Origin of the sequence: Francisella sp. SYW-9, from assembly GCF_008711465.1 — a bacterium.
Taxonomy (GTDB): Bacteria; Pseudomonadota; Gammaproteobacteria; order Francisellales; family Francisellaceae; genus Francisella.
In genome coordinates, this window is the sequence record NZ_VXKQ01000012.1 from 61175 (window position 1) to 79304 (window position 18130).

The window sequence follows — 18130 nt, forward strand, 5'->3', positions numbered from 1 at the left end:
TCCTCTACCTATCTACATCACCAAACACAACATCTATTGTTGAGATAATTGCCGGAGCATCTGCTAACATATGCCCTGCTAATAGCTCATCCATCGCACTAATATTTGCAAATCCTGGAGCTCTCATTTTTAGCCTATACGGCTTGTTTGCACCATCTGATTTTATATACACACCAAACTCACCTTTAGGGTGCTCTGTGCCAACATAAACTTCCCCCTCCGGAGTGCAATATCCTTCTGAGAAAAGTTTAAAATGATGAATAAGTTCTTCCATATTGTTTTTCATTGCATTTCTTCTTGGAGGAGCAACTTTATGATCATCTGAAAGTACAGGCCCCGGATTAGTTCTTAACCAATCAACACACTGCTTCATAATCTTATTCGACTCACGCATCTCTGCCATTCTAACAAGATATCTATCATAACAATCACCATTAGCACCAACAGGAATATCAAAATCTAACTTATCGTAGACTTCATATGGCTGAGCTTTTCTGATATCCCAAGCAACTCCGCTACCTCTAAGCATAGGACCTGTAAAACCAAGCTCCTTAGCCCTTTCACCAGAAACAACCCCAATATCAACTGTTCTTTGTTTCCAAAGTCTATTATCAGTTAAAAGAGTATCAATCTCATCTAAAGACTTCTCAAAATCAACAACAAAAGAGTCTAAAAAGTCCAACATACTACCTTGTCTATTAGCATTTATCTTTTTAGTCTTTCTTTTGCTAGTAAACCTAGTCTGCTTATATTGAGGCATTTGTGTTGGTAGATCTCTTGCTACACCACCTGGTCTAAAGTAGGCTGCATGCATTCGCGCACCAGAAACAGCCTCGTAACAGTCAAAAAGATCTTCTCTAACTCTAAAAGCATATAAGAAAACAGTCATTGCACCTAGATCGATACCACATGCTGCAACCCATAAAAGATGATTAAGAATCCTTGTCATCTCAGCAAATAATACTCGAATATACTGACCTCTTTCTGGCACTTCTAATTCAAGTAGCTTTTCTATTGCCATAACATAGGCATGTTCATTACACATCATTGATACATAATCTAGCCTATCCATATAGCCAATACTTTGATTATATGGTTTAAATTCAGCAAGCTTCTCTGTACCTCTATGCAGTAATCCTACATGAGGGTCCGCTCTAACAACATTTTCACCATCTAGTTCTAAAATAAGCCTAAGAACACCATGTGCTGCTGGGTGTACTGGACCAAAATTCAACGTATAGTTTTTATACTCTGCCATTTTATAAATCCACAGTTTTATTTAATTACGAATAACTCTCGGAGCATTAACCCTGTCATCAATCTCTACAGGCTCATACACAACTTTACCAAGGTTTTCATCGTAGCGCATTTCAACATATCCTGTTTGAGGGAAATCTTTTCTCAAAGGGTGTCCTACAAAACCATAGTCCGTTAAAACCCTTCTTAGATCTGGATGATTGTTAAAATAGATTCCAAACATATCATACACTTCTCTTTCAGCCCAATCAGCTGAAGACCAAAGATCACTAACAGAGTCAATCAATATTATTTGAGCATCTTTTAATTTGCACTTAACCCTAACACGAACATTATTTGCCATGCTCAACAGCTGATAGATAATTTCAAACCTATTTACAACATCAACAGTCTTGAAATCCTGCTGACGAGCTCTTGAGAAACCTTGCTGTGACACTGCCTTACCTGTTTGCCAATCAGACTGTCCATAAGTCAAATAATCAACTGCGGTTACATCTGTTAATTGTTCAAATGAATACCTCTTTTTAAGTCTTTTAAGAACAAGATGAATATCTCTTTGATCTCTCACTGAAATAGTTATTTCATTATGTGCAATATAACTTTTAACACCTAACCCATCAAGAATTTTATTTAAATTATCAAAATGGTTTTGTAAAGAAACACTCACTACTACTTCCTCGCTATAGTATTTGTTCTAACAATTTTGTTTTGAAGCTGTATAATCCCATAAACCAATGCCTCAGCTGTAGGAGGACACCCTGGAACATATATATCAACAGGAACAATCCTGTCACAACCTCTAACAACAGAATAAGAGTAGTGGTAATACCCTCCGCCATTTGCACATGATCCCATAGATATTACCCACTTAGGATCTGGCATTTGATCATAAACTTGTCGCAATGCTGGAGCCATTTTGTTACATAAAGTCCCAGCAACAATAAGAACATCTGACTGTCTTGGAGATGGTCTAAAAACAACACCAAATCTATCCAAATCATACCTTGCCGCACCTGCGTGCATCATCTCAACAGCACAACATGCCAAACCTGTTGTAACAGGCCATAAAGACCCAGTTCGAACCCAGTTTATCAAAGCATCTGCACTAGCTGTTATAAATCCTTTATTTTCGTTACCTATTCCCATTCCAAAGCTCCTTTCTTCCAGGCATAAATCAACCCTAGAAATAGCACTACTAAAAATATAATCATTGCCACAAAAGCATGGCCTGAAATAGCTGGAAAGCCAGCACTAGCTCTTAAATTTATTCCCCAAGGAATAATAAACGCCAACTCCAAATCAAAAATCAAAAATAGCACTGCAATAAGGTAGAATCTCACATCTAACTTCTCTCTTGCATCACCAAAAGTTGGAAAGCCGCACTCAAATGTCTCACCCTTTGTTTCTCCTGGGTTGTTCGCGCCAACAATTGTAGATAGAACCTTACCTACGATTGCAAAAGTAGCACCTAATCCAAAAGCAATAATGAGAAATATCAAAATTGGAGCGAATTGCCCGTAAATATTCGTAGCCATAGAAAAATTATAAATAGTAATTCAAGTACCGCCAATAATAGCATAATTAAGCCCTAAGTACAAAATCAGAAGAATATTTATACAGTAGATGGTTACGATAAAAATTAAGTCAACTTTTTGTTAACTATTTATTAATTTTAAAACAACATATTATTAATATTTGGTGATTTTGGATATTCTTTATTTCACTCTATGCTTAAAAATATATAGCTAAATATTTGCATTAATGGTAAAAACTATGTCAAAATTCATTTTAGAAGTAGATAAAAAAAGAAAAAATGGACTCTCAAAATCTTGACCTAAAAAAATTTGGTTTCAAAATCACTCAACCTCGATTGGAAATATTAAAGTTGTTTGAAGAAAATTTAGACAAGCATTTTAGTGCTGACGATATTTTCTCAGAATTAAAATCACAAGGAAGCACTACAGGAATAGCTACTGTATATAGAGTACTTGGACAATTTGAATCTGCAGGGATAATAAATCGTCTTAAACTGGATAATGACCAAGTAATGTACGAGTTGAACCAAGGAGGACATCATGATCATATCATATGTGTTGAATGCGGTGAAATCCAAGAGTTTTATAATGAAGAAATAGAAAAACTTCAAAAGCAAATTGTTGAATCATTTGGCGCAGAGTTAATAGATCATAATTTAAACCTCTATGTAAAATGTAAGTCCTGCCGAGAAAAATAATTCTTGTTTATTTTTTTTAAAATAACTCTTTATATACCTTTTCCAAAGAATTATAAGTATTATTTAACAAATATAAGCTTTTTCCTGTAGCACCATATCCTGATAATTTAATATTCAAAGGTCCCAAACTCTCTGAAAGATTATTTAGTAGGCTCGGTATTTTATCTAAGTTATTACCAATAATAGTTGTTAAAAGTAAATTATGTTCTGAAGTTATATCAACATCTTTTAGTTGTGCTAAATCTTTTAGAATTAATTTTTCTGTAACATTACTCCCTGTAAACACAAATGAAAAAGCTACTTCAGTCAGGTTAAATACCTCTGCATTTACATCATATTTTTTTAAAATAAAAAGCACCTGATTCGCCATACTCAACATATTTTCATTTAAAGACCTTATGTTAATTAAAGTTTGCTCTGCTCTTTCAGTAACAGCCTTAATGATACTTTTATTATCAAACATATCATTATCTATATACGTTCCACCTTTATCAGGACAAAAGGTAGAGCCAACAAATACTTTAGTACCACTTCTTAATACAGGTTGTAATGTATCTGGATGCAAAACTTTTGCTCCAAAACTTGCCAGCTCAATAGCCTCTGAAAAACTTATTCTTTCGATTACCTGCGACTCTGGTATAAGCTTTGGATCTGCTTGGTAAATACCTGTAACATCTGTCCAGATATATAACATATCAGCTTTTATAGCTTCTGCGATAAGAGCCGCTGAATAATCACTTCCCCCTCTACCTAAAACTGTTGTTTCATCTTCGTAATTTGAACCGATAAACCCTTCCATCACGAGTATCTTGTTAACGTTCTTTAAATATTTTTTTGCTTGGCTAGCAAGATCCTCCAAAACAGGCCTAGCTTTAATGTAACAACCTTGGGTTTTTATAATAGATCTTGCATCAATATATCTTGAGTCTATTTCCTTATTCTTCAAAGCTTGATTAAATATATAAGCTGAAACTCTCTCTCCAAAAGCAAGTATCTGGGCATGCAATTTTAGATTTTGTAATCTAGTCTGATATAACCTCTTACATAAGCCATCAAGCTCATTAAATAAAAAATTAATATGACCGTATACACCATTTCCAACATAATCAACTATTGGGTCTATAATATTATGCAATTCTAGAAGAAGTTCCCTATAGCTAGTGACATTACTAACTAATAGCTTGTCAAGCAAATTAGTGACTCCAGCTTGAGCACTAACTACAACGATTCTTATATCTTTATTATTCTTCACTATATCAATACACTTTTGTATTGCAAAAACATCTCCTACACTAGTTCCTCCGAACTTTGCTACACTAATACTCTTTTTCATAAATTCATTTTTTTTGAAATTAATGGTTGCATTTAAATATATTCTAAATGATAATGATTATCAATATTAATTAAAACATTAATAAGAAATGAACCAACCTTCACAACAAAACATGCTACAAAACCAATCGATATGGGAATCAAATGCTAGAAGCTACCCTAGAAAAAATCCCCTTGTAATCAAAAAAGCTCAAGGGGTTTATTTAACTGATATACAAGGAAAACAATATATTGATTGCCTAGCTGGAGCAGGCACAATAGCTCTTGGACATAATCACCCAGAAATTACAAATGCTATAATCTCAACAATAAGTAAAGATGTCCCAATACACACTTTAGACCTTCTAACGGAAGAAAAACACAGTTTTATGCAAGAGCTACTAGCTAGCTTACCAAAGAGTTATCATAAAAAAGCAAAAATCCAGTTCTGCAGCCCTAGTGGTGCTGATGCAGTTGAAGCTGCTATAAAGCTATGTAAAACCGCAACTGGTAGAGAAAATATTATAGCTTTTCATGGCGCCTATCATGGTATGACTCAAGGCACACTTTCTTTAATGGGCAATTTAGAGCCAAAAGAGAATATTGTTGGACTTACACCTTATACACATTTTCTTCCTTTTCCATACTCATATCGCTGCCCTTTTGGGTTGAAAGGTGAACAAAGTATTGATGTAAATATACAAATGATTTCCCGTCTACTAAAAGATCCAGAAAGTGGTATAAAAAAACCAGCAGCAATTATCTTAGAACCAGTCCAAGGTGAAGCAGGAGCAATCCCTGCCCCTATAAGATGGTTACAAGCCATAAGAGAACTCACTAAAGAGTTAGATATTCCTCTAATCGTTGATGAAGTGCAATGTGGTATAGGTAGAACTGGATATCTCTATGCTTTTGAAAAAGCTGGTATTGATCCTGATGTAATAGTTCTATCAAAGGCACTCGGAGGAGGTCTTCCTATATCCGTGATACTTTATAAAAATTATTTAGATACTTGGAAGCCAGGAGCACATACAGGGACATTTCGAGGTAATGTTTTAGCAATGGTTGCAGGTAGCGTTGTGTTAGATAAAGTAAACAATCCTAAGTTTTTAGAACAAGTTAGTAAAAAAGGTAAATATTTTTTAGAAAAATTAAACGATCTAAAAGCTAAATACAGCATCATAGATGATGTTCGTGGAGAAGGACTTATGATTGGTATGGAAATCGTTGATCCTACATTTCAGCCTGACCTAATTGGAAGTCTACCAGCAGATGGTCAAAAAGCCCTAGAGATCAAAAAGTCTTGTTTTGATAAAGGCTTAATTGTTGAGCTTGGTGGACGTTTTGGTGGAACCATTAGGTTTCTGCCCCCTCTAACTATAACTATGGAGCAAATTAATCAAGTAGTAGAAATATTAGAAAACGCTATTAAGGAGAATCTATGAATTTAGATCTTAATAAGTATTTTTTAAATAGCTCTGATGAGAGTATCAATCTGTATAGGCAAAGCATATATGAGGCTTTAGAGAAAATTACCGTAGGCCTAAAGGATGATACTATTTTTAGCGGTGAAAATGCTGAACAGCTAATAAATATAGTTAATAATTTCAAAATAGGTGAACAACCTCAAACCCTAGAAAACGTTATACAAAACCAATTTAAAAATATTTTTAAAAACTCTCTAAATATAAATTCGCCAGCATCAATGGCACACTTACACTGCCCTGTAATGATACCTTCATTAGTCGCTGAACTATTAATATCACTACTGAATCAATCAATGGATTCTTGGGATCAAAGTCCTATTGCAACATATATTGAACAAAATATTACTAATTGGTTAAGCTCTCTAATTTATAAAAATAACTCTCTTTCAGATGGTATATTTACAAGTGGAGGAACTCAGTCAAACTTAATGGGGCTACTTCTAGCTCGAGATCACTACTGCGAGAACATTCTAAATCATAAAGTAGCTGACTTAGGGCTACCAAATATTACTAACAAATTTCGAATATTATGCACAGAAAAAACACACTTCTCTGTGCATAAGTCTTTATCTATATTAGGTTTGGGTAAAAACTCTATTAAACTAATAAAAACTGATCATAATCTTCAATTAGATACACAAGACTTAATATCCAAGATAACTAAACTTAAAGCTCAGGATTTTATACCTATATGTATAGTTACAACAGTTGGTGACACTGATTTTGGCTGTATTGATAATATTAGAGAAATAGCAAAAATTGCCAATAAAAATAATATCTGGTTACATGCAGATGCTGCTGTTGGTGGTGCTCTAATACTATCTGATAAGCATAAACATAGACTTAATGGATTAGAGTTGGCAGACTCTGTGACAATAGACTTTCATAAGCTTTTTTTCCAACCAATTAGCTGTGGAGCTTTTTTCTGCAAAGATAAATCATCTTTTAAATTACTTAGCTATCATGCTGATTATCTTAATCCAGATAATGATGGTTTTGATTGTATAAACTTAGTAGATAAATCAATTCAAACTACACGTAGATTTGATGCTTTTAAAATCCTCATTTCTTTACAATCTAGTGGTACAAAACTCTTTTCAGAGTGGATTAACCATATAGCCCAAACAACCACGAGTGCTATTAAAATAATAAATAATGACGAACACTTACAACTAGCTTTTAAAGAACACCAACACCTCAATAATAGTCTCAATACCATCGTATTTAGATATTTTAATAAAGATTTAGATTTATCTGATCTAGACTCTATTAATATTAAGATTCATAAACTTATATTTCATAGTGGTAGCTTTGCTATTGCACAAACAAAAGTTAATAAAAACATCTATTTAAAAATTACTCTAGTAAATCCCATGATCACACAAAGTTTAATTAATGATTGTCTTACTCAAATAAAGCTGCATGGTAATTTACTCAAAAATCAAATAGAGGTAAGTAAAAATGATTAAATACGCCAATGAAATCACTCTAAAAAATTTCCTTAACTGCTATTATCGAGAGTTTGATGACTACACCTTAGTTAAGAATCTAGATGATGGATATCAATTTAGTATAGAACTAGAGTCTATAAAATCAAGGTTTGAAATCTCAGTAAAGATTTCTCCAATCTTAAAATCTCCAACATGGCAGCTACCTTGTTATCTAATCAAACAAGGGGAAAAATCAAAACTAGATCCTCTTGAAGCGGTGCTTTTAATTATTAAAGAACTAAAAGGGTCTGATGAACTTATAGAAAGAGTATCAGATTCTACAATTAATATTACCTCTATACTACAAAAGAGAAAACACAAGCTTGATAAAGCTTTTGGCTGTAAAAGCTCTTTTATTTTAAATGAACAAAACCTTATAAGAGGTCACAGACAACAACCCGACCCTAAAAGTCGCAAAGGCCTATCAGTACAAGAATTTATTAAGTATTCTCCTGAAACAAATGGAAAATTACAGCTTCACTATATGTATGTTGATAAGGAAATCTTAGAAACATCTTCTCTACTTGATAAAAACGTTAATGATATTTTCTTAAGCTTTTTAGAAAAAGAAAATATTTACATAAAACAGGATAAGAACTATGAACTTTTTACATTACATCCTTGGCAAGCAAACTATTTAGCAGAACAAGATGAGATAAAAAAATATAAGGCTGAAAATAAAATAATTGATATTGGCATTATGGGACCATGGTTTTATCCAACAACATCAGTTAGAACTTTATATTCCCCAGATCTTAATATCATGTTAAAGTTTTCATTAAGTATTGCGATTACTAATTCAGTAAGAATAAATCTAGCCAAAGAATGTGCTAGAAGTTTATCTGTGCATAAATTATATAATGACCATCTAAAACCCATATTAAATAAAGAATTCCCGTATTTTAGTTTAATTACAGATCCTGCTTACTCTGCAATCAAAATTAATAATAAAATTTTTGACCCAAGTATATGCATCATTCGTAACTCAAGTTTTAACCCTCAAGATGATATAGCTTGTATTGCTAGCTTAACTGAACCTAACCCTTTTAATGAAAGAACTCGTATTTGCTCACTGATACTATACTTTAGTGTACATAATAATATGCCTACTTATGATGCTGCGATTTACTGGTTTGAAACATATCTATCAGTGGCTATCGCTCCTATTCTATGGCTTTACTCAAAGTATGGGATTGCTCTAGAGGCACATCAGCAAAATTTACTAGTTAAGCTAGAACATGGCTTGCCTGTTGAGAGTTATTATCGTGATAGCCAAGGATATTACTATATAAAAGATCATCTTGAACTGAAAGACATTAGCTTTGGAAATATAAGTGATTTATGTGAAGGATCTAATGAGTTTATAGATCATCATTTTTGTTACTACTTTATTGTCAATCAGCTGATCTCTGTTATAGAGGCTATAGCTAATACCGGATATATTAGTGAACGAGATTTAATTAAAATCACTGTTACATTTCTTGAAAGTTTTGCCGAGAAATATCAGACATGTGATAAGTTCATAAAGAAGATTCTAGATCTAGATCAACTACCATTAAAAGCTAATCTTCGTACAAGGCTAAATGGCCTTGATGAACTACAAGCCCCGCTAACAAGTCAATCTATTTACGTTAATACTAATAACAATCCCTTTAAGGAGGTTATATGAAAATTTATGATGTTATTGGAATAGGTATTGGTCCATTTAACTTAGGATTAGCAGCTCTTTTAGATGACAAACCTATAGATAGTATTTTTTTTGATAAAAAAGAGGGATTTTGCTGGCACCCAGGGTTAATGATGGATTGGACAACACTACAGGTACCATTTTTAGCAGACTTAGTAACTATGGCTGATCCAACAAGTAGATTCACATTTCTAAATTATTTAAAAGAAAAAAATCGACTTTATAAATTCTATTTCAAAGAAGATTTCTTCATTCCTAGACAAGAATATAATGACTATTGTTTATGGGTTGCACAAAGTTGTAACTCTTGTAAATTTGGTTATGAAGTCACAAACATAGAACGAATTGAAGGATCTAGTAGTGAACTATGGTCTGTAACAGTTCAAGATAAGCAAAATAATAAACAGGAGTATTTTACAAAAAATATAGTACTTGGTTTAGGAACAGTACCTCAACTTCCACCCCAACTTTCTAACCTAGAAAATGTTCATCATAGTAGTGAGTATCTAGATATAAAGACTCAAGCTTTGAAAGATCCACATATAACTATAATCGGTTCAGGACAAAGTGCTGGAGAAATATTTTTAGATTTAATGAGATCAAAAAGTGATTCAACAAAAATTACGTGGTTAACAAGAAGTAAAGGCTTTTTCCCTATGGAATACTCTAAGCTTGGGCTAGAGCACTTCTCACCTGATTATATTGATTATTTCTATAATCTCTCTAGTAGAGAAAAGCCAAAGCTTATAAAAGAACAAGACCTACTATATAAAGGCATAAGTGCTCAAACTATTTCAGATATTTATGATGTTCTTTACGATCAAACAATACAAAATAAAGATTCCGCTGAACTTATTGCTAATGCTGAATTTATAGCAATGTCTGATAATAGTCCTGAACTTAATTGTTATTTTTATCATAAACAACAGGACAAAGACTTTTTAGTAAAAACAGATAGAGTCATTGCAGCAACAGGATATAAAACAAATATTAACCCAGCTATCACCAATATAGATAAACTTATAGTCCGCGGTGAAAATAGCTGCCTAAAAGTAACAAAAGACTATAAGTTAATAACTAAAAATACTAACTTAAATATCTTCATCCAAAATGCTGAAATGCATACCCATGGTGTTGGAGCTCCTGATTTAGGGTTGGGTGCATATAGAAACACTATTATAGCTAATAAACTTCTTAATAAAGAAGTTTATAAGATTCCCGCGAATTGCATTTTCTCCTCTTTTGGAGTTCCAAAGAAGTATTTAACACGCAAAACAAACATTGAAGTGGCATAACATATTAGGAGATAAACTCTATGAATAATACAAATTATTATAAAATAGCTAGCACTCGTTTATTAGAAAAGATAATATCTGAATTTAGTTATGAAGAAATTTTCCACCCTATTCAAAAAGATATAAATCAAGAGCTTTATACATTAGAAATAAACTCTTCTTTGTACTATAAGTTCAAAGCCTCTAGAAGAATATATGGAAATTTAGTTATCCATAGAAATTCTGTGACAAGATATGAAAATAACAGCTGCGAAATTGCTAATGATGCTATCAAGCTTATCCTAGATATATTACCAATTACAAAAATTGATACCACAACCCTTGCTCACTTTATAAAAGAGCTTAATAACACTATATATGCAGATATGGCTATCCTTGAGAAAGATAGTCCTGCTGCTAAAGATATTTACAAGCTTCCTTATGCATACATTGAAGGAGTAATGACTGGTCATCCGTGGTTTGTAATAAATAAAGGGCGTATTGGATTCAATGCACCTGACTATGCAAACTATGCTCCTGAAATGCAAAAAATCATAAATTTATCGTGGATAGCTATACACAAAGATCTAGTGACTTTCTCATGTGTATCAAACTTAAACTACTCACAAATAACAAATAAAGAGATTAATTCTGAAATTTTACAAAGTTTTCATAGAACTATCAGAAAGAATGATCAAGACCCTAATGATTTTTATATTCTACCAGTGCATCCATGGCAATGGAAAAATACTCTAACTCAACAGTTTGCTAAATATATTGCTGATAAAGATATTATATTTCTTGGTAAATCAATAGACCAGCATCTAGCTATGCAATCGATAAGAACTATGTCTAATATATCTTACCCTGAAAAACATAGTATAAAGCTTCCCTTAAATATATTAAATACCGCTGTATATAGAGGACTCCCTAAAGACCAAACTATCAATGCACCCATACTCACTGAATGGGTAAAAACCATAACTAAAAAAGATGAGTTTTTGTCTGATCGTAACTTTATCTTATTAGGAGAATTAGCTAGTGCATATTGTAAACACCCTTACTACTCTGAAATATCAAAAGTCCCGTACTACTTCACAGAGCAATTAGGAGCGATCTGGAGAGAAAGTATTCAAAGTAGATTACAAGAGAATGAGAAAGCTATAACTATGGCAGCTCTAACCCACATAGATCGTGATGAAAAAAGTGTTATTTGTGAAATGATAAGAGAATCTTCTCTAGATATAGATCCGTGGTTAACAATATTCTTTGAAAACACTGTACCTCCCCTACTGCATTTCTTATATAAATATGGCATGGTTTTCTCACCACATGGGGAGAATAGTATATTAATAATTAAAGATAATCTCCCAGTTGGTTTAGCGATGAAAGATTTTGTTGATGATATCAATATTTGTCAAAACCCTGTCAATGAGCTAGTATCATTACCACAGCAGGTAAAAAATGCTATCCCTCAAGTTACAGATGATTATTTATTACAATTCATTCATACTGGGCTATTTGTCGTACACTATAGATATATCTCATCAATTCTTGCTGATAAGTTAAATTATCCAGAACTACACTTTTACCAAAAATTACATGAGTGCATACAACGTTATCAGACTAATCACCCCGAACTAAATTCTCGCTTTAAACGCTTTGATCTATATAAACCAACATTTGAAAAACTTTGTTTAAATAGATTAAGAATATTTGAGGTAGGATATAACGACTATAATGAAAGACCCAAAGTTATCTCAACAGGTCAGCTTGATAACCCTTTATTTCTTGCTAAAAACTTCAAAAACATAAACCATAACATCTTTACTCATGGCAGAGTATCTCTAAGAGCTTTTTGTTTAGAAAAAGATTTAGAAACTATTCATTCATGGATGAATAAACCTCACGTTGCTAAATTTTGGGGCTTAAATAATTCAAAATCAGAACTAAAAAAACACTTCTGTAACATGCTATCTAGACCTAACCAAAGTTTATTTATACTATCTGTAGATCAAAATGAAATAGCATATGCTGAAATTTATAAAGTTAAAGGAGATCGTATTGCCAACTATCTTACGCCTAAAGAAAATGATTATGGTTGGCACCTCCTAATAGGTCCTGAAAATGCTATCGGTAAAGGCTACTCTAAACTTCTTGTCAGAGCTCTTAGTCAATATTGCTTTTTAGATCTTAATGCTAATAATGTTATTTTTGAGCCTGATGTTAGAGTTACACCTTTTCAAAAGATAGCTCCAAAAATAGGTTATTCAAATCAAGGTAAAATAACACTTCCTGAGAAGCAAGCATATGTATTTAGTTGCTCTAAAGATACTTTTATTGAGGAAACTTATTCATGATTGAATGTAACATGTCAAAATGGCCAATAGTTAATATGCATTTTGGAAGCTATTCAAACTATGATGATGTTTTAAATTGGCTTAATTTTTGTGATGAAATATTAGAAAAACAGCAAAAATTTTTAATCATAAGTTCTTTCTCAGAAAAATATCAGTTTGAACATAATGCTAGAGTAAAACAAGCTAAGTGGTTTAAAAAGTCAAAGCCTAAACTTTCAAAATGGTGTCTTGGGATGATTAGGATCACACAAGACCCTATTATGATTGAAAAAATTAATAATCCAGCTATGCACAAAGGAATGCCTTTTCGCTGTATTGTAGCTGATAACTTTAATGATGCATCGAAACAAGCCCAACAAATATTAATGAAAAATAATCTAATATGAAAAAAAGAAATATTGATATAACTATACTATATCTAGCTCAAGCTATCTCACTATACTTTTGTACTTATGGGTTACCGACTATCCTGCGATCAGAAGGAGTCTCTCTAGAGAGGATTGGACTTTTTGGTATCTTATTGATCCCTTGGGTTATAAAGTTTTTATGGGCACCATTTGTTGATAAAAAACATATCAAGAAGATTGGACGAAGAAGAAGCTGGTTTTTAGTAATGCAGTTTATTACTGTATTATTATTCTTAATATTCTCAATTTATAACCCAAAAGAATATACTAACTATATTTTCCTATTAGCTTTCTTACTCTCTGGTATTGCAGCAACTCAAGATATTGCCGTTGATGGTTTTTCAATTGAACAAATAAAAACTAAAAATCTACAGTGGTGTAATTTCTCTAGAATAATTGGTACTACCTTAGGCAGCATGATAGGTGGAGCATCGTTAATTGCTCTATATAAAATACTCGGTTGGCATAATATTACCTTATACATGGCTATAATAAGTATCTGTATTTGCTTATATATGTTATTTATAAAGGAAGATGAATATAATAGTTTTCTGCATACTATCCCATCAGTGAAATCATTCTTTAAAAGAAAAGAAACTAAAATGCTGCTAATCATCTGCTTATGTTATCGTGCTTGTGAAGGATTAGTAATGGGTATGCAATCATCATTCCTAGTAGACTCTCATATCCCTTTAAGTACAATAGGAGTCGTAATGGGGATAGGAAGTGCTATTATTGGAATTTCTGGAGCTGCAATAATAAGCTATCTCTTTAAATTTTTCAAAGAAACCGCCCTTTTAACATTACTTGCTGTCATAAGAGGATTTTGTTACTTTTCTCTAGGAGTTATTAGTTTATATAGCATAAGTAATCAAACAGTAATTTTCAGTATCATCTTATTAAATATGGCTTCACGTCTTATGGAGATGGTTGTTTTATATACTATCTTTATGAAGTTTAGTTCAAAAAGTCAAGCAGGTACTGATTTTACCATACTAGTATGTGCAGAGCTTCTAATATATATTTCAGGTATGTCTATTAGTGGATTCTTAGCCGTAAATATTGGATATTCAATGCTTTTTATCTTAGGAGGAACTATTTCGATACCAGGTTTCTTAATTGCATTTTTCCTTCTAAGAAAATTACCGCACAACATAGCTATATAAAAATAGGGGATATAATTATTTACTCTTAAATGATATTGATTATCATTATTATTTAATATAGTATTTGTTTATCAGTTTTATTCTATGACTTATTTATAATGCTATGCCAATACATATAAATATTCTTCCTATAATATACATGTTATTTATCTTTATTCTTACTATTGAGATAAGTTTTTCAAAAACAAAAAGTCAAGCACTAAACACATTAGAGCAAGCATTAGAACTAGAGTTAGAAATACAAAACTTAAAATCTGAAATACAAAGCTTACAACAAAATCAAACAACCTTCTCTACGTATAACTCGAAAATTAGAGAAACAGACTTCTACTCTAGTATTGACGATAAAGACTCTTATGAAATTACTACAAGTATTGATAGTAATAACTCAATTATTGATTTAAGAAATAAATCTATAGGAAATGTCTTTGATCATAATGGTGCAATCAATGTAGGAGATGCTCCAGCAATTACAACTAGAGGACAAGTAACCTTTCTTGGAGCCTACTCAGGTAACAACAGTATACCAATCGGTATGATATCTGGTAGTTTATTTGCATCTACAGTAATCGGTCAACGAAATAAATTTGATAGCTATTCTATATTTTTCGGTGGAAAGATTGAAGTTGATGCCCAAACATGGTTTGGTAGTAGTGGAATATCAAATAACAATACTACTTTAGCAAATCATGGACAAAATATATTCCTAACATCATCTACCTTATATTTTTTATCTAATATCGGACACTATGTTACAGCACAATTTGATATTAGTACTAGCGAACTAAATAACTTCGGTCTAGGAAATGCCTTTGTTATATTTGGAAACCTAGATACATCACCATTCTTTTTAACTGCTGGAAGAAGTAAACTTTCTGTTGGAGCATTTGGTGGCGGTGGGCCATGGACTGGAGGAATAACAGGGTTTCTAGCACCTGGAAGAACAACAAATATATCCCTTAATTATAAAGATGATATATTAAATGCAAATATCGCTGTTTTTGGATCTAATAATAATCAGCCAAACTTTTCAACAGGAATATTCTATGCTGAGAGCTGGACTGAAAAATTAGCAATTGGCTTAAATACTGGATATGTCTACGATATAGCTGGGGCTGGTAATGCTTCTATAAGTCAATTTTTAGCAAGCAAAGATAGTCCTAACGATAAAATAGGAAGCTTTAATATAAACGGTAACTTAACTTATACTATATACGATGGCTTTTTGAATATTGGCGCTGGTTGGGCAAGTACAACAAATAGAAATGATTTCAATAATATAAATGAAGATGTTTTAGCTGGAGGATGGTATACAGCTGCAAACTATTCTTTAGCATTAAGAGGTAGAAATACCAACTTTGGCATATCATATGGCCAAACATATAACGCTGCAAATATACCTATGCCCTTGACAGCATCTCCCCTCTCTCTTGGAAAATCTTCTGTGGGGGTACAAAAACAATTGCTACTTTCTTCCCAAAGAGCTTATTTCGATAACAATGTATTAGTCGGTTTAGAATACTCGTATCAAGAGCTATATAATGAAAAACACATGAATACATTGACTCTAGATCTTTCTATATATGTATAAGTTCTTAGAAAAAATTTAAGATATTAAACCCAATAGCCATGCGCTTCAAAACGATCAATAAAATGCTGACTAAAATGTAGCTTATTTAACTGAATATTTGCTAAAAGTCTCTTATACTGACCAGCTTTAAAGATATAGTTTAGAACATAAAATACATTACCTTTACCAACGATTTTTTCTACTTTCTTCTCAAAATCAGTAAAGTCTGACTTCTCATCAATATAATCATCAAGTAATGAGCAAAGCTTATCCATAGTTTTCTCATCAGCTCTATCAAAATATTTAGCTGTTTCATAATGAAATTCATACTTACTATCATGGAAAAATGGATAAACATTACCTTCCCAAGCAGTTTTATAAGCATCATCGACATAACTACTACTTAAAACATTTAACTTCATAAGATCATAATAAAATTTATTTGTATTTCTCATAATACTTTTCCTATTTATTTAGTTCTTGCTGAACTATCTGGTTAACTTGTTTAGGATTTGCCTTACCTTTACTTGCTTTCATTGTTTGTCCTACAAAGAAGCCCATCAACTTAGTTTTTCCTGCTTTAAAGTCTGCTGCTTGTTGAGGGTTTGCTGCTATTATACTTTGGACTAACTCACGTATAGCTGACTCATCAGAAACCTGCTTTAAGCCTAGTTTTTCAATAATACTTTCAACTGAATCTGCTGACTTAATATACTCAGCTATAATTTTTTTACCATTTGCCTGAGATATTACATCCTTTTGCACATTGCTAATAATATCTAATAAAATTTCAGCTGGAACAACATCCACAGAGAACTCTTTTTCAGCTCTATTTAATGTTGATATTAAATCAACCGTAACCCAATTATATGCGGGTTTATGACCTATTACTAATGCAACTTTATCATAATAATCAGCAATCTCAAGATTTGACAGCAAGAACTCTACTTCCTGCTCCACTAAATGTTCGCAATATACAGCCTCTCGCTCTTCTGGTTTAAGAGGCATCTGCTTTTTGATATCTTCAATATATTCATCTGTGATTATCAAAGGCAAAAGATCTGGATCTGGGAAATAACGATAATCAAAAGCATCTTCTTTTGCACGCATTGAACGAGTTTCATTCGCATCAGCATCATAAAGGCGGGTTTCTTGAACAACCTCTCCTCCTGATTCTAATACAGCTACTTGACGAGCATACTCATACTCAATGGCTTTATCAATAAATCTAAACGAGTTAATATTTTTTAGCTCTGCACGTGTACCAAACTCTACTTGCCCTTCTGGCTTAATAGATAGATTTACATCACACCTAAATGAGCCTTCTTGCATATTACCATCACAAATTCCTAGATGCTTAACTAGTTGATGTAACTTTTTCAGATATACAACAACTTCTTCAGCTGACCTAAAATCTGGATATGTCACAATCTCTAAAAGCGGAGTCCCAGCGCGATTGTAGTCTAAACCTGTCTCTCCAGCAACATAACCATGAACAGACTTACCAGCATCTTCTTCTAAATGAGCCCTTTCTATACGGATTGTTTTCTGTCCTTTTGAAGTCTCGATATCTAGTCTACCCTCTTGTACTATAGGATTTATTGATTGACTTATTTGATACCCTTTAGGTAAGTCTGGATAAAAATAATTCTTACGAGCAAAGAAACTATCTTTTGAAATCTTTGCATCAACAGCTAAACCAAACATCGTTGCTTTACGAATAACTTCTTTATTTACTACAGGTAGAGTCCCTGGTAAACCTAAATCTAAAAATGCTGCTTGTGTATTTTGATGTTGTCCATACTTTGTCGCAGAAGTTGAAAACAGCTTAGATTTAGTACTTAACTGAATGTGAACCTCTAGTCCTATTACCATTTGCCAATTCACT

The 18130-nt window shown here is 32.6% G+C and carries 16 protein-coding genes; 9 read left to right on the forward strand and 7 right to left on the reverse strand.

The annotated features are described in order from the left end of the window. Positions 1-4 precede the first annotated feature (4 nt). From F3D62_RS07045 to ndhC, 4 genes are read right to left on the reverse strand one after another with little or no spacing between them, the layout of a single operon-like run. Positions 5-1258 (reverse strand): NADH-quinone oxidoreductase subunit D, encoded by a 1254-nt coding sequence (locus F3D62_RS07045; protein WP_150467547.1) that lies wholly within the window; start codon positions 1256-1258, stop codon positions 5-7. Positions 1259-1279: 21 nt separating this feature from the next. Next, positions 1280-1924 carry an NADH-quinone oxidoreductase subunit C gene (locus F3D62_RS07050; protein WP_150467548.1) on the reverse strand — a complete coding sequence of 215 codons (645 nt, stop codon included), beginning with the start codon at positions 1922-1924 and terminating at the stop codon, positions 1280-1282. Positions 1925-1926: 2 nt separating this feature from the next. Next, positions 1927-2403, reverse strand: a complete 477-nt coding sequence (locus tag F3D62_RS07055) for a NuoB/complex I 20 kDa subunit family protein (protein WP_072713368.1) — start codon at positions 2401-2403, stop codon at positions 1927-1929. Further along, positions 2394-2792: an NADH-quinone oxidoreductase subunit A gene (gene ndhC / locus F3D62_RS07060; protein ID WP_150467549.1), complete on the reverse strand. Its 399-nt coding sequence runs from the start codon at positions 2790-2792 to the stop codon at positions 2394-2396. The genes F3D62_RS07055 and ndhC overlap by 10 nt, the downstream gene beginning before the upstream one ends. 278 nt (positions 2793-3070) lie before the next feature. Here ndhC and F3D62_RS07065 point away from each other — a divergent pair, with 278 nt between their 5' ends. Then, entirely contained in the window at positions 3071-3490 is a 420-nt protein-coding gene (locus F3D62_RS07065) for a Fur family transcriptional regulator (protein WP_150467550.1), read from the forward strand. 16 nt (positions 3491-3506) lie between these two features. Here the strand turns inward: F3D62_RS07065 and F3D62_RS07070 are convergent, their stop codons facing one another. Then, entirely contained in the window at positions 3507-4823 is a 1317-nt protein-coding gene (locus tag F3D62_RS07070; RefSeq protein WP_150467551.1) for an aspartate kinase, read from the reverse strand. Between the two features lie 88 nt (positions 4824-4911). Between F3D62_RS07070 and F3D62_RS07075 the strand changes: the two genes are divergently transcribed. The 8 genes from F3D62_RS07075 to fslE all read left to right on the forward strand — a co-directional run bounded on the left by F3D62_RS07075 (position 4912) and on the right by fslE (position 16263). Continuing rightward, the gene (locus F3D62_RS07075) at positions 4912-6246 is read left to right on the forward strand and encodes a diaminobutyrate--2-oxoglutarate transaminase family protein (RefSeq protein ID WP_150467552.1); all 1335 of its coding nucleotides are present in this window, start codon (positions 4912-4914) and stop codon (positions 6244-6246) included. After that, on the forward strand, positions 6243-7757 hold the full coding sequence (locus tag F3D62_RS07080) for a pyridoxal phosphate-dependent decarboxylase family protein (protein WP_150467553.1): 1515 nt from the start codon (positions 6243-6245) through the stop codon (positions 7755-7757). Before F3D62_RS07075 ends, F3D62_RS07080 begins: the two co-directional genes overlap by 4 nt. Then, positions 7750-9447, forward strand: coding sequence for an IucA/IucC family protein (locus tag F3D62_RS07085; RefSeq protein ID WP_150467554.1), 1698 nt, complete (start codon positions 7750-7752; stop codon positions 9445-9447). Before F3D62_RS07080 ends, F3D62_RS07085 begins: the two co-directional genes overlap by 8 nt. Then, a complete protein-coding gene (locus tag F3D62_RS07090; protein WP_150467555.1) occupies positions 9444-10760 on the forward strand; it encodes a lysine N(6)-hydroxylase/L-ornithine N(5)-oxygenase family protein in 1317 nt (438 codons plus the stop codon). Before F3D62_RS07085 ends, F3D62_RS07090 begins: the two co-directional genes overlap by 4 nt. Before the next feature lie 20 nt (positions 10761-10780). Further along, complete coding sequence (locus tag F3D62_RS07095) at positions 10781-13099, forward strand: GNAT family N-acetyltransferase (protein ID WP_150467556.1); 2319 nt, start codon at positions 10781-10783, stop codon at positions 13097-13099. Beyond that, positions 13096-13485: a hypothetical protein gene (locus tag F3D62_RS07100; RefSeq protein ID WP_150467557.1), complete on the forward strand. Its 390-nt coding sequence runs from the start codon at positions 13096-13098 to the stop codon at positions 13483-13485. Before F3D62_RS07095 ends, F3D62_RS07100 begins: the two co-directional genes overlap by 4 nt. Beyond that, positions 13482-14672, forward strand: coding sequence for an MFS transporter (locus F3D62_RS07105; protein ID WP_150467558.1), 1191 nt, complete (start codon positions 13482-13484; stop codon positions 14670-14672). Before F3D62_RS07100 ends, F3D62_RS07105 begins: the two co-directional genes overlap by 4 nt. 103 nt (positions 14673-14775) lie before the next feature. Then, positions 14776-16263 carry a rhizoferrin import outer membrane protein FslE gene (fslE, locus tag F3D62_RS07110; protein WP_150467559.1) on the forward strand — a complete coding sequence of 496 codons (1488 nt, stop codon included), beginning with the start codon at positions 14776-14778 and terminating at the stop codon, positions 16261-16263. 23 nt (positions 16264-16286) lie between these two features. Here the strand turns inward: fslE and F3D62_RS07115 are convergent, their stop codons facing one another. Beyond that, positions 16287-16697: a hypothetical protein gene (locus F3D62_RS07115; RefSeq protein ID WP_150467560.1), complete on the reverse strand. Its 411-nt coding sequence runs from the start codon at positions 16695-16697 to the stop codon at positions 16287-16289. Between the two features lie 10 nt (positions 16698-16707). Further along, positions 16708-18129, reverse strand: coding sequence for an Asp-tRNA(Asn)/Glu-tRNA(Gln) amidotransferase subunit GatB (gene gatB, locus F3D62_RS07120; RefSeq protein ID WP_150467561.1), 1422 nt, complete (start codon positions 18127-18129; stop codon positions 16708-16710). Position 18130: the final 1 nt, after the last annotated feature.